This window comes from Paucisalibacillus globulus DSM 18846, assembly GCF_000482485.1.
GTDB lineage: Bacteria > Bacillota > Bacilli > Bacillales > Amphibacillaceae > Ornithinibacillus > Ornithinibacillus globulus.
In genome coordinates this window covers 79,126-92,116 of sequence record NZ_KI519435.1, presented here as the reverse complement: position 1 = coordinate 92,116, position 12,991 = coordinate 79,126, and the positions used below count along the sequence as shown (strand labels likewise).

General features: G+C 34.6%; 14 protein-coding genes. 7 read left to right on the top strand and 7 right to left on the bottom strand.

Annotated elements, in window-relative coordinates:
- Positions 1–58: 58 nt before the first annotated feature.
- Complete coding sequence (gene ku, locus K332_RS0112610) at positions 59–901, top strand: non-homologous end joining protein Ku (RefSeq protein WP_026907774.1); 843 nt, start codon at positions 59–61, stop codon at positions 899–901.
- A gap of 362 nt (positions 902–1,263) precedes the next feature.
- Here the strand turns inward: ku and K332_RS0112605 are convergent, their stop codons facing one another.
- The 3 genes from K332_RS0112605 to K332_RS0112595 form a co-directional block, all read right to left on the bottom strand.
- On the bottom strand, positions 1,264–1,536 hold the full coding sequence (locus K332_RS0112605; protein WP_026907773.1) for a hypothetical protein: 273 nt from the start codon (positions 1,534–1,536) through the stop codon (positions 1,264–1,266).
- A 435-nt stretch (positions 1,537–1,971) separates the two neighbouring features.
- A complete protein-coding gene (locus K332_RS0112600) occupies positions 1,972–2,448 on the bottom strand; it encodes a hypothetical protein (protein ID WP_156914196.1) in 477 nt (158 codons plus the stop codon).
- A gap of 476 nt (positions 2,449–2,924) precedes the next feature.
- The gene (locus K332_RS0112595) at positions 2,925–4,409 is read right to left on the bottom strand and encodes a hypothetical protein (RefSeq protein WP_026907771.1); all 1,485 of its coding nucleotides are present in this window, start codon (positions 4,407–4,409) and stop codon (positions 2,925–2,927) included.
- Between the two features lie 540 nt (positions 4,410–4,949).
- Between K332_RS0112595 and K332_RS0112590 the strand changes: the two genes are divergently transcribed.
- The 3 genes from K332_RS0112590 (at position 4,950) to K332_RS0112575 (ending at position 8,484) form a co-directional block, all read left to right on the top strand.
- On the top strand, positions 4,950–6,224 hold the full coding sequence (locus tag K332_RS0112590) for a helix-turn-helix transcriptional regulator (protein ID WP_026907770.1): 1,275 nt from the start codon (positions 4,950–4,952) through the stop codon (positions 6,222–6,224).
- 15 nt (positions 6,225–6,239) lie between these two features.
- Complete coding sequence (locus K332_RS23965) at positions 6,240–6,410, top strand: hypothetical protein (RefSeq protein WP_156914195.1); 171 nt, start codon at positions 6,240–6,242, stop codon at positions 6,408–6,410.
- Positions 6,411–7,491: 1,081 nt separating this feature from the next.
- Entirely contained in the window at positions 7,492–8,484 is a 993-nt protein-coding gene (locus K332_RS0112575; RefSeq protein WP_026907769.1) for an acyltransferase family protein, read from the top strand.
- A gap of 147 nt (positions 8,485–8,631) precedes the next feature.
- Here K332_RS0112575 and K332_RS0112570 read toward each other — a convergent pair whose 3' ends face one another.
- Positions 8,632–9,978, bottom strand: coding sequence for a YjiH family protein (locus K332_RS0112570; protein ID WP_026907768.1), 1,347 nt, complete (start codon positions 9,976–9,978; stop codon positions 8,632–8,634).
- A gap of 332 nt (positions 9,979–10,310) precedes the next feature.
- Between K332_RS0112570 and K332_RS24715 the strand changes: the two genes are divergently transcribed.
- The 3 genes from K332_RS24715 (at position 10,311) to K332_RS0112555 (ending at position 11,346) form a co-directional block, all read left to right on the top strand.
- Positions 10,311–10,442 carry a hypothetical protein gene (locus K332_RS24715; protein WP_281170927.1) on the top strand — a complete coding sequence of 44 codons (132 nt, stop codon included), beginning with the start codon at positions 10,311–10,313 and terminating at the stop codon, positions 10,440–10,442.
- A gap of 214 nt (positions 10,443–10,656) precedes the next feature.
- Positions 10,657–10,959, top strand: coding sequence for a YwdI family protein (locus K332_RS0112560; RefSeq protein WP_026907767.1), 303 nt, complete (start codon positions 10,657–10,659; stop codon positions 10,957–10,959).
- An 18-nt stretch (positions 10,960–10,977) separates the two neighbouring features.
- Positions 10,978–11,346, top strand: a complete 369-nt coding sequence (locus tag K332_RS0112555; RefSeq protein WP_026907766.1) for a DUF423 domain-containing protein — start codon at positions 10,978–10,980, stop codon at positions 11,344–11,346.
- Here the strand turns inward: K332_RS0112555 and K332_RS0112550 are convergent.
- From K332_RS0112550 to K332_RS0112540, 3 genes are all read right to left on the bottom strand, one after another.
- A complete protein-coding gene (locus K332_RS0112550; RefSeq protein ID WP_026907765.1) occupies positions 11,341–11,592 on the bottom strand; it encodes a hypothetical protein in 252 nt (83 codons plus the stop codon). The two genes, K332_RS0112555 and K332_RS0112550, sit on opposite strands and share 6 nt — an antisense overlap.
- Before the next feature lie 102 nt (positions 11,593–11,694).
- Positions 11,695–12,153, bottom strand: coding sequence for a spore coat protein GerQ (gene gerQ, locus K332_RS0112545; protein WP_026907764.1), 459 nt, complete (start codon positions 12,151–12,153; stop codon positions 11,695–11,697).
- Positions 12,154–12,180: 27 nt separating this feature from the next.
- Complete coding sequence (locus K332_RS0112540; RefSeq protein WP_026907763.1) at positions 12,181–12,603, bottom strand: cell wall hydrolase; 423 nt, start codon at positions 12,601–12,603, stop codon at positions 12,181–12,183.
- Positions 12,604–12,991 lie beyond the last annotated feature (388 nt).

Below are 12,991 nucleotides of genomic sequence, written 5' to 3'. Positions count from 1 at the left end.
GGTTATCGAATGAAAAAGGCTCGAGTTCGACAAACTATGGAAAAGGGAGGTTTTCGTGATGCATACGATGTGGAAAGGGACAATTAGCTTTGGATTAGTGAACATCCCTGTGAAAATGCACGCAGCAACGGAGAACAAAGATGTTTCATTGAGACAGCTTCATAAAGAATGTAAATCACCTATAAAATACGAAAAAGTTTGCCCGATATGTGAAAAAGAAGTTGGAGTGGATGACATTGTTAAGGGCTACGAATATGCCAAAAATAAATTCGTTATTCTAGATGAAGAGGATCTTGCTGAATTAAAGAAAGAGCAAGAGGATAAAGCCGTCGAAATTATTGATTTTGTAAAATTAGAGGATATCGACCCGATATACTTCGAAAAGAGCTATTATTTGTCACCGAATGATGGAGGAAGTAAAGCATACGGATTATTACGTGCTGCTTTAGAGGAAACAGGGAAAATCGGTATTGCAAAAATGATGATTCGATCCAAGGAACAACTTGCCGTCATTCGCGTTTACCAAAATACGATTGTCGTAGAAACGATCCATTATCCAGATGAGGTTCGCGATGTCAATGAAGTCCCAAATGTACCGGAAAATGTAGAAACAGCCAAAAAGGAATTGGACACTGCAAAAATGTTGATCGACCAATTAACAACAGAATTTGAACCAGAAAAATACAAAGATGAATACCGTACCGCATTATTAGATTTAATCGAAGAAAAGAAAAATGCAGATCAAACTACGACTGCCAAAGACAAACCAAAGCCGGATAATGTCACCGATTTAATGGGAGCATTACAAGCATCATTAGAAAGAGCCAAAAAGGATAAACCAAAACCATCACAACCTAAGAAACGAAAAGCACCTGCCAAGAAAAAAGTAGCGCAGGGATAGTGGAAACCCTCACGATTGTGGGGGTTTTGATTTGTGGTGAGGGCGTTGACCTGGGGAGGTGATAGTATGATAAGTTTATGACAGAAAAATAAACCGACACCGAATGCCGATTTACTTTCTTGTTTTCTTCTTTTTAATGGTATACCATATTTTTTACTATGGTCTATCGTTTTCTTCGCTAACTTTTGCGCTTCACTCTTAGTCATTTTAATCGCCATAAAATCATCCTCTCCTTAGGATTAGTATGGCCAGAACAACTAAAAGGTAGACTTATAGAATCAATAATAATTAGCAAATAATTAACTACTTTACCGCATTATTAAAGTTATCATTTCAGCTTAATGGTAATCTTTTTTACTCTACTAGCAATTTTCTGCAACTTTCTTTTCAACACTTTCAATAGAGACAGTTCCATCGACCTTTTTCATATCATTATTAAGTTCATTTTGGACTGTTTCTCTACTTTTTTGAATTTGGTCATAAACAAATATACTAGTCGTTAATCCCACTAAAAGCATAGTAGTTTTGCTTGCTATCGCCACACCAAACAGCTCTTCATTTTTAAAAGATGCCATTGCAATAATATATCTAAATAATTCACTTCCTGTTAATGAAATCATGTAAATATAAATCATCAAAATTACACTTATACGGGGGATATTTCTCTTTAGAGGGTGCTGCAATCATCCAACCAATTAATTCCATATTCCCTCACCATGGTATTACAAATAAAATCTCGTAAAAGGTTTTCTATCTAAATAATACACCATAAGCATTCTTCATTTGTTTTATATTCAAAAGACTTCCCCCCTTTCTTTCTACACACATAACCATAATTTAAGGGCTTGTTTATTGAATAAAATCATACCAAATCACATGAGATCATCATTTTTCTGTTTATTATTTTCTAGAAGAAGAAAACTTTCCTCATTTTGTACTTAAAGGGCAAAAAAATAAAAAGTCGTCAAAATAAAAGTTGACTTTTTAATTTTTTATATTTTTTATCAGTTCTTCCCTACTAATCTGCTTTGCCTATGTTTATACGCTAGTGTTTAAATTGTTGAGACGGTCTATTCTCTGTAATTTTTACTATGCTTTATGTACTCTTCTAATAATTCATCTTCTTTCCCAATGACAAATATGTTCTCGTCTATAATCTTTTGAAATCTTGATTTAGTTATACGCTCAGAAAGTTGCCCTGTTTCTTCTGATAGCAATTGGTTATAAATGATTTCAAGATAGTCCTTAAGTAATCTTAAATAAGCTTTTTCCTGTTGATTAAGCTCATGGTCTTCAATAAATGAAGGTATATTATTTCCTTTATATTTAATTCCACGATTAATAACAGCTAACGCATATCCAAAATAATTGGATAACCCGCCCATACCATCAATATAATATGGTACTCTGCCAACCATATAATCTAGTCTACTCAAGTTTTCAGTTAAGGAGGCAAATTCTTTATGTAAATCTAATATTTTTTTATCTTCAATTATCAAGTTAAGTTGTGATATTGTGTCGTCAATCTCATGAAAAAAATCACTCATATAGATAGTGTAATTTTTACTTGTTTCTTGAGTTATTCTATACGACTTATAATTAAAGAGGAGACTAATAAATAGCAAAACTACTAATATCAATACGAATAGTTTAGTATTTTTATTCATCCTAAGTATCATTCCTTTCGCTGTGCTCAAGGCACAAAAGTGTAATGAAGGGTTATACCAAGTAGATGTTAATCCAAAACCAAAACCTACTTATGCACCACAGATCACAGAAGATATGGCAATACGTTATCTAGAAACTTTAGGTTATCAAATACCCGATAAACAAGTGAACGCTTAGCATTAATATCGTTATATTATTCTTAATCTTCATTCTACAGAGTAGGCTTGTTTTGTTATACCCTTTATTATTCATGAAATTTATTTAGGTTCTTTCAAACTAGGACCACCCTTTATTCCGAGAATTAATTTCATTATATTATAAGACGCCTAGGTATAATACCTAGGCGCTCTGTTCACTATAAATTTGTTCCCAAAATCAGATTATAACTCCATGTTAAACTAATACGACCATCTCCAGAATGAATTTCACCTTTTAAAAATGCATTTGCACCTTCTCTAGCTAAATCATAATCATGGAGATTTCCTGATACGATACGATATACATCATCACCATGCATCTCTCTTTGTTCCCAGAAGTCACCACCAATAAATTCCTCTTTAGTACCCAAATTCATCTCCGTTCCTCTTGTGCTGTTGATTACACTCCACACATTAGTTATTTCAGAGCCATAAGGAATTTTACCCGCTACGTATTTTATTAAGCCTCCAAAAGTTCCTCTTTTAGTTAAGTTCTTCCCTTGTAAATCTTGAGATGTGAAGACACTATACTCAGTACTTCCGGAAGGTACATGTTGTGCAAAATGTAACTCTCTTAATGTAATCCCAAAATCATAATACATAACTTTTACTTCCTTGGTGTAATGATCATACTCTACTAACATACCATGGATATAGTCAAAGATATTTCTATAAGAGTTTCTGAGACCATCCTGATCCCAGCCTCCAAATCTTCCATCATGTTGAAATACTGCTATTTGAGATACAGTAAACGACCCTTGATCAGCACGATTAGCATAGTAACCCCATCCTGGACTATTATCTAAGTTAACATCTTTCTTCCAGCCATTCCCCTTAAATAATGCCTCTGGTAGATTATAGTTCGTTAATTTTACAGAACGACTTGTATTATAAGGGTCTTTAAGATCATTGAGTAATCTATTTAACTCGCTAAAGTTAACCTTCAGATCATCTATTTGAGTTGAGATAGGTGCTTTAAAGGTTTTATTTCCTTCTGTATCTGCTGTCCCACTTTGTTCAACCTGAATATTTTTATGCGTTTTTTCACCATGTATAGCCTTACTATCCATATTCAATAAGGAAGCAACTTTTTTTGCTATTTCACGTTCTTCCAGTTCCTCATTCTTGACCAATGAATTAGCTCCTTGGAAAAAACTTTCAAACAACTGTTCATCCACTTCTTGTTTAAAATGCACCCATTCACCTGTTTCTTTATCTTCCAAAACAATTCTCAAGTGTGTAGAGACGGTTTGGTTTTTATCCGTTGAATCATTAGCAGCAGTTTCTAGTCTAAACTGTAGGACATTATAATTCTCAGTAGAATCAATATCACCAATCAATAAGTTGTTTGCATAGTACCCTTCTCCCAAAACAGGATATAGTTCACCTTTCAAAGAGATTGTACTTTTGACTCCATTTTGAGTAATAACTCCGCTACCGTTAATATTTCCTTCTTTATGCTGAATTTTTAGTTCATCTAATGAAAAGCTACTATTTGCTGTTAATTCATTTCCGTCTTGAATTACTTCGCCGTCCACTTCTGCCAATTCAATCGTAATTGTCTTTTGTTCAGCGCTAACATATATTACACTAATGAAACTTGCAACCAATAAAACTGTTAGCATAGTAAAGAACTTCTTCATACGTACCTCTTCCCTTCAAATAGATTTTACAACTTAAGAGAGTCCAACAAGGTTTCTTTCCAATGGAGTAATTAAAACTAAACCTCCCTTCTCTTATTTATTTACTATCCTGTTGTAAACTTTTTAAAAGGTCTTAGTATCAGCGTTATAATAACATCGTTCAAAAAATTGACAATACACGTTAAATTTCATTGGTTATACTCGATTTATACTTGGACCATTTAATAAGAAAATATTCCACCACCTATCTACTTGAGAGTAAAAGATAGTTCAAATCAGTCGTTTTACAAGGAAACTTGAAACTTTAGATATTAATCTATCGAATACTATTCTAAACTTAGTAGTTAATCAGGAAATTCCAATCATATAAAAGGAATGTGAACAGAGATTGTCGTAGAAAAGGAAAATTTTCTTTTAAAGTAATAATATTCCATACTTATCAAGGCTTCTTTAGGAAAACTTGAATATCAGTCGAAAGGGCACAATTTGGGTGGTAATAAATACTCAATATTCCTATAGTTATGGTAAGGGGGTGAACTGTTGAATCATATTGGACAAAAGATAAAATATTATCGTTTAAAGAAAGGACTAACGCAGTATGATTTATCAAATGGTATAATATCGTATTCTTACCTGTCGAAAATCGAAAACGGAAATGCAAAACCTGGTCCAGAAATTGTTGGTTTACTTTGCAAAAAGCTTAATATAAGTCCCCAAGTATTAACTGAATTAGATACTAGTAATGAGACATGTAAAAAATGGTTCAAGAGTCTACTTTTGGGGGATAGAAAAAAGTCTACAGAACTTTATAGAGAAATTAATAGTAATACCAGCATCTTCTCTAATGAATCGCTATTAAATTTAATCGAGCTAAATGAACTACGATATTTCTTATTGACTAAACAAGTTAACAAAACAGCTAGACAATTAAGAGTCTTAGAAAGAAAATCGAGTAAATTTAATAAACTTGAACAATATTACTTTTATAAATTCAGTGGCGAATATTTTTATTCAAAGAATGCTTTTCGAAAAGCATTTGAACGTTTTCAAGTAGCGGAGAGCCTAATAAGCAATGATATGTTTTTTAAGGCTGAAGAAGAAAGTGATTTATTTTATTTAATAGGAATAACCGCTAGTAAAATTAGACAAGTTCACATTGCTATGAATTATGCTTCCAAAGCATTACATTACCATCAAAGTCAGTATAATCTATTCAAATGTGCCCAATGTCATATTTTATTAGGTATATCCTATAGACGCTTTAATGAACATAAAAAATCAATACAGAGCTACGAAATGGCTATAAAGATTGGAGAATCATTAGGTAAGTCTAATTTAGTTTCCCTTTCTTATCAGAATATAGGAGCATTATACACTTCAATAGGAGAAAGTAGTAAAGCGATTAAATATTACAAGAAATGTTTTGAATTACAATTTGGTAATGGCACCACAAAATTATTATCCCCTATCGTCTGTTTAATTAGAGAGTATTACCAAATTGGGGATTACTCAAATTCTTCATACTGGCTACAGCAAGGGTTAACCATCATAGAATCTTTAGAAACGGAAGAAACAATTGATACTTTTGATATTAAAGTTTATGAACAACTACTTACACAACAAAATAGTCCAAATTTAGAAAAGTTAATTCTAACTATAGTAATCCCTTTCTTGGAAAAAAATCAGTTAGAATATCAAAAACACATTTATTATCAAATATTAGCAGAATTTTACTATAGAATGAGACGATATAAGTCTTCTGCTGACTATTATGATTTAGCCAATCAAATACTTAAGTCAATTTATAATGGATAATGGAGGTAATATTTTATGAAAAAAGAAATTAATATACTATTGTTAGCTTTTGCTTTAATATTTGTAACAACTTATGACACTGAAAATCCTTATGAGTTTGCTAACGAATCATACGAAGAAAAAGTTGAACAAGACAATGAAAAAGAGCCAGATCCATATCCAGATACGGACAATAAGGATTTGTAATAGAAAAAACTTGCCATTTAATCCTGATAAGATAGCATAAAGGTAAGCATGGTATAGTTGTATGGGTGGGGCCAATCCAATCAATTCCCTTCTGGAAACCAATTATTAATGGTGAAAGAAGGGGATGTCGATGGAAATTGAATTGGTGTTGTTATTATTAACGGTCCTTTCGCAGCTGGAGCATTTTTGTTAAAGCTGTTAGACTTCATTAGACAGTTAGTAAAAGACTTTACTGATAAACGATGAACCCCACTCTTATTTTGATTGACTAAAATCAAAATAAGGGTGGGGTTCTTTCGGATTTTTAGTCCAGAGGGAAACTCACCTGAACATCTAATATCATGCCAACCGGGAATGTTCCAGCATTCTCGGTTATTTAATTAGTATGGCTTGTCTACTGATAGTATACATACTATTTTTAATTATGCCCATTGACTTTTCTCTTCTAACTGATTACCTATCTAACATACTGGTAAGCCATATGCCTTAATAGGGCACGTGCAGTTTGATAAGGGGGAAGCCATAAGAACGGTATCCCAACTTTCTTTCTATTACTTCAATTGAATTATTATCCTGCAAACACAAAATAACAATTTTGTTACTAATAATCAATCCAAACAAAAGCTTGTTTGAAACCTTTAAGGTCCTTCAAGTGAAAATAAGAACCTTAAATTTTGCTCGATTATGTCCATGGTCGTCATTGTATCCGGTGCATTGTCACGGTATCCAGTATCTAAGTGAATTTTCCGTTGGTCATTCGATTTCCTCGAATTTTAAAAAGCTGTAGAATCACTGGATAACCAATTTTATTCCAAAAGCATTTCATTGGCCCCGCCTAGTGGTTGCGAGCGTCGTCCCAGAAGGCCAGCGCCATGCGCCGGGCCGAGAATAACATCCACCCAAACCAGCCACCTTCCCAATTCCGCCAAATTCATCCATTACATTCCAATATCAATCTTTCAAAACCTTTACATGTCCTTAACAACCACAATAAATCGAACTGGACAATGCGTATTTCTTTAATGAAGCGGGTAGAAAGGTAATACCCCCGAAAGAAATACACAGTAAAGGAATGAGCATCTTGGAGCGTAACCCTTTTTTTGATAATGCAAAGTTACTACTAATTTTTTTAGTGGTATTTGGACATCTAATTCAGCCTTTTATTGAGGCTTCTGTTGGGATGAATGCATTGTATACGTGGATTTACACGTTTCATATGCCAGCATTCATCTTTTTAGCCGGTTTCTTTGCGAAGGGATTTGGTAATAAGGGATATATTTTTAAACTAGCAAGAAAGCTTTTAATACCGTATATCATTTTCCAGTTAATCTATTCTTCCTATTATTATTTCATTGGCAAATCGAATTGGTTAACGGATATTTTCTATCCACATTGGTCTCTTTGGTTTTTAATTAGTTTATTCTGTTGGCATATATTATTAATTTTGTTTAAACGGATACCGATATATGCAAGCTTAACAATAGCCATTACACTTGGAATAGTAGTAGGGTATTTGGCAGGAATAGGGCACTCATTTAGTTTATCTAGGACATTCGTTTTCTTCCCATTTTTCCTAATTGGTTTCTGGCTAAAAGAAGAACATATTATGCTACTAAAGCGAAGAAGTATCAAAGTAACTTCCCTAGTGGTAATGGCAATATTTGCAGCAGCAATCTATTTTGCACCAGAAATTAATACTGGTTGGTTGTTAGCATCAAAATCCTATTATGATCTTGGAATGCAGGAGTTTGGTGGAATTGCCAGATTGCTTGTTTATCTGACGTCAACCGTTATGGCGGCTAGTGTACTGGCATGGGTACCGACCAAACGGTATCATGTTACTGATTTAGGGGGGAGAACATTATATGTTTACCTTCTACATGGATTTATCATCCAATATCTCCGTGCATATGATGTGTTTGAGGTAAATACTGTATGGGATATACTAGGGCTAATTGGAGTTTCCGTCATAATCGTACTGTTACTATCTAGTAGACCCGTTCTTACACTAAGCCAACCACTGATTGAATGCAAGGCAAGTTATTTACGAAAGACTTTAAAAACCTCTCAGTAAATTGAAACTATTTCACATCAAATTGCGTATATATAAGTAGCCCCCCTTTTCTAGAAGAAATAAAGAAAAACCAAACCTTTGCCTAGGTTTGGTTTTTTGCTTGTTGTAGTGAGGAAGTATAAGTAACTTTCCTCACGTATAGAAAAACTAAAATAACATATGTGCAATCAAAACAATAATAGGCAATGTAATTACAGTACGTAGTAAGAAAATGAGAACTAAATCCTTAAAGGATACAGGAATTTTAGAACCAAGTAGTAGTCCACCGACCTCGGACATGTAGATTAATTGTGTTACGGAAAGTGCCGCAATGATAAAACGAGTGATTTCTGCATCAATGGTAGCACCAATAACAGATGGTAAAAACATATCTGCAAAGCCAATTAAAATAGTTTGAGAAGCTTCTTCTGCGTATGGTACTTGCATGAGTTCAAGTAGTGGAATGAATGGTACACCTAACCATTGAAAAAGAGGTGTATATTCCGCGATTATAAGTGCAACTAATCCAAGTGCCATAACAACTGGTGCTACACCCATCCACATATCTAATACATTTTGAATGCCCTCTTTAATAAATTGAAAAAAACTGGATTCCTTTTTTGCTCGTTCTATGGCTTTTTCATAACCATAAGTTAATGAATTATGTCCTTCAGGAACTTTTTCCTCAATCTCGGTAGCTTGCTCATTGACATACGTATCAGCCTTCCTAGAAAGAGGTGGGATTCTTGGCATGATTAAAGCAGCTACTAAACCTGCCACAAGGACCGTTAAATAAAATGGTAGAAACATATGACCGAGACCAACCTGGTCAATAATAACTAAAGAAAATGTGATGGACACAACGGAGAAGGTTGTACCAATTACCGCAGCCTCGCGCTTTGTATAATAGCCATCCTCATATTGTTTACTTGTTAAAAGTACCCCAATCGTTCCATCACCAATCCAAGATGCTAATGCATCGATGGAAGATCTGCCTGGTAACTTAAAGAGCGGTCGCATGAATTTTGTTGAAAGTGTCCCGAACATTTCCATTAATCCAAAGTTCATAAGAAGCGGTAGGAAAATACCCGCGAATAAAAATACAGCAAATAATACATGTAATAAGCTATCTAACAATAGCTGACCAGTATCTTCTCCATGTATTGCTTCTGGTCCAATTTTGAAATAGACCATAATAGCAAAAACAGCTGCAACCACTCTAGCAATTGTCCAAAACCAACTTACGTGGAGTAGGTTTTGAAAAAATGGGGTTTTCTCAAGTCTAGCTCGTCCAATTATACGAGCAAAAATTGTTAAAACCGCAGTAATGATGATAATCATCATCATGATGAATGATAGCTGATCCGCTAACTTGTCTTGCACCCAATTTGCTAATATAGCAATCGGAATCGTAAATCCGCCTTCTGTCTTAATCGGAACAATAAATAATAATATTCCAATTAACGAGGGAATTATAAATTTCAAATTTTCAACTAATGTGTAGGATTTTCTCATGATGAACCACCTTGTAACATCGTCTTTATTAGTATGTTTTGTTCTTTCTGTTTCTATTACTTTTACTAGTATAATCATCGTATATATATTTGTCAAAATGTATTTTTATAAAAAATGCTAGTTTGATAGACAGGGGGTGTTTAGTGGTAAGTTGGACTGTCAATTTAATCAAACATTTGTTTGAGAGCACAAAGTACTGATTACAGCCATTAAATGTAATATATAGTGATTTGTTTAGTTAAAACTAACCAAATATTAAAAACAGTATTGCGTATAAATTCAAACAATTGTATGATATTGGTATTAGTAAAGGTAAGGGGGATTAATAGCGTATGATAAGCTACTTGCAAATGTATAAAGACTTTGAAGTAAAGTTAAAGCGGCAATTAAATAATGAAGAAGTAAGATTTTTGCAATGGGTTTTTAATCGCTATGAAAAAGAGAATGATCAACAACCTGCATAATACTCTCGATGTTATATTCCCCTATAGGATGGAACGGAAAGTCTTGAAATGTTCAAGGCTTTTTAATTTTGCCGTGTGGAATACTTTTCGGTATGATAAAGAAGAATGCTTGGTAGCTAGGAAAGTATAGAAACTTTTCTTCGTATAAGAAAAACAAACAGATTCGCTTGGAACAGAATGTGAGTTTTTCTAAAATAAGATAGGAGTGTCTCAATTGGCGGTAGCAAACAATACAATCTTGCAAAAAATGATGCATGAACTACAACAAGCAAAGCAAAAGCAGGATCAGGCGGACATGCTTAAGCATATTGAAAATATACGATTACTATGTGACTTATTTTTACCAGAGAACAAGATTGAAACGCCTTCAATCGACTCAATGGAAGTAAGTGCAGAGGAGTTAAAAACAATGCTTGGGGAAGAAAAAACACCAAGTTCCAAACCACAGCCAAAATTTAGAAAGTCTATCGAGCTGGATGATGAAGATGGAAATGGTGATTCTTTATTTGACTTTTAGAAGGAGAGTTGAAGTAATATGAAGATATTTTTAATACTTGGAGCGATTAACGGCTTTTTAGCAGTAGCACTAGGTGCATTCGGAGCACACGGCTTAGAAGGGAAAATTTCAGAAAAGGCACTTGGAACATGGGACAAAGCTGTTACATATCAAATGTTCCATACGGTTGCATTATTTGTAACAGGCTTAATCGGAATGAAAATTCAATCAGGTAGTCTCCATATGGCAGGTTGGCTATTTTTGATCGGAATCATCATATTTTCTGGTAGTCTATATATTTATTCAACAACAGGTATCAAAACCTTTGCGATGATTACACCACTTGGTGGGGTTGCATTTTTAGTTGGTTGGATATTACTAGGCTATGCTGTAATGAAGTTTTTATAAAAAAATCAACAAAAAGGTTGCGAATAAAAAGAGAAGAAGAGCTCTTAAGAGTTGCTTCACTCCATGAATTTGGTTTCGCATATTCATACCAATTAATCCATCAAAGGCAAGACTTGCTGCAATGCAGTATAGGCAAAGGATGATAAGTAGAAACAGCCCTTGAATTAATGCAATAAGACCAAAGATTAAAGCTAGCCCAATGGCGACTAGCTCACCACGGATAAATTTTTCATATGGATGTCGCATGGAATATCGCCTCACATTTTTCTATGTAAAAAAGGATGGTACAGCTTGTTTCGTACCATCCTTTTTGTACTTCTTGTTAGTAATGAAGAATATACACCATATTTAACGCGGAGGATAGGTTGCCATTTGTGGATTACCTCCAAATGGGTATTCATAATTCAGTTCTTCATCAAATGTAATATAATCGAGATAAACCATTAACAATAAGTAACGCTTTCCAGTCTGTGGATCGCTAAGTATGATATGGTCTCTACCTGCAGCCTCGATAACTCCTCTGAAAATTTTTGCATTCCAGTCTGGATTATTTTCGAATGTCATATAGACGGTTGCCACCTTGCCTCGATTTAATCGTAAAATATTTTCAATATACGATTGCTCGGCTGGGAGCATGCCTGGAACATTGATAAATGGTGATGTTTGTTGTTGTTGTTGCTGTTGTGGTGGAAATGTGCGTTGATTATATACTGGATAAAAAGCTGGAGATGCTTGTGGAAAATAATAATAAGGCTGCTGCCCGAAATTTGCACTGTGTTGTGACTTTCCTTGGTTGTTGTCAGTCATTAAAAAAACCTCCTAATATATATTTTTCTAAAATACCGTTGGACAATCTGCCTGACTAGGGGAATAAAAACAGTGTGCTTTAAATCTTCCACTATTCCACTGATTATACCATTGTGCAGGACAATTACCCTCAGGTCTAAAAAACCATAAAGAATTAGTTGCAGGGTGGAACCTATCACCATTGATTGTACGCCGGGCCATTCGTTTTTCGGAGTCCCTAGCCCGTTGATAAAAATAACCTTTTTGTGTTGCTTCAAAACCACCGGGACTTTGATAAACCATATCGTTTATGTTTCTAATGTTCTTAAAATCTAAGCAGTCAGCGCGTACACGGTTAACCCCCACGTTACCAACCATAAGCATTCCTAAATCGCCATCACCTTCTGCCTCCGCCCGCATTAAACGTGCGAGTAAATCAATATCACTTTCGTTATGCTTGATTACAGCCATTCGTACACCTCATTTCTTCCAAGGTCTACTATGATTATATGTATGAGTGGGCGGAAAGTGATATGACTATAGAAAAAAATTAGAAATAAATATAGATAGTAGCGGAAACTATCTTTAAATAAAAACCGGGAATAGTAGCCGGGGTTCGGTGGTATCCGCGGGAATCCAGGAACATCCGCCGTAATCCTGGGACATCCGCCAAAACCCGGGAACCTCCGCCAAATTTAGGAAGTATCCGCTGAAATCCTGGAATATCAGCCAAAATCCAGGAATATCAGCCAAATTTAGAGAGTATCAGCCAAAATCCAGGAACATCCGCCGAAGTCTGGTAATATCAGCCAAATTTAGAAAGTATCCGCCGAAATCCAGGAATATCCGCCGAATTCCG

Bases quoted from the DNA above. Each gene is read 5' to 3' on its own strand.
- ku (WP_026907774.1), top strand. From the start codon at position 59: ATGCATACGATGTGGAAAGGGACAATTAGCTTTGGATTAGTGAACATC.
- K332_RS0112605 (WP_026907773.1), bottom strand. From the start codon at position 1,536: ATGATTTATATTTACATGATTTCATTAACAGGAAGTGAATTATTTAGA.
- K332_RS0112600 (WP_156914196.1), bottom strand. From the start codon at position 2,448: ATGAGTGATTTTTTTCATGAGATTGACGACACAATATCACAACTTAAC.
- K332_RS0112595 (WP_026907771.1), bottom strand. From the start codon at position 4,409: ATGAAGAAGTTCTTTACTATGCTAACAGTTTTATTGGTTGCAAGTTTC.
- K332_RS23965 (WP_156914195.1), top strand. From the start codon at position 6,240: ATGAAAAAAGAAATTAATATACTATTGTTAGCTTTTGCTTTAATATTT.
- K332_RS0112570 (WP_026907768.1), bottom strand. From the start codon at position 9,978: ATGAGAAAATCCTACACATTAGTTGAAAATTTGAAATTTATAATTCCC.
- K332_RS24715 (WP_281170927.1), top strand. From the start codon at position 10,311: ATGATAAGCTACTTGCAAATGTATAAAGACTTTGAAGTAAAGTTAAAG.
- K332_RS0112555 (WP_026907766.1), top strand. From the start codon at position 10,978: ATGAAGATATTTTTAATACTTGGAGCGATTAACGGCTTTTTAGCAGTA.
- K332_RS0112550 (WP_026907765.1), bottom strand. From the start codon at position 11,592: ATGCGACATCCATATGAAAAATTTATCCGTGGTGAGCTAGTCGCCATT.
- gerQ (WP_026907764.1), bottom strand. From the start codon at position 12,153: ATGACTGACAACAACCAAGGAAAGTCACAACACAGTGCAAATTTCGGG.
- K332_RS0112540 (WP_026907763.1), bottom strand. From the start codon at position 12,603: ATGGCTGTAATCAAGCATAACGAAAGTGATATTGATTTACTCGCACGT.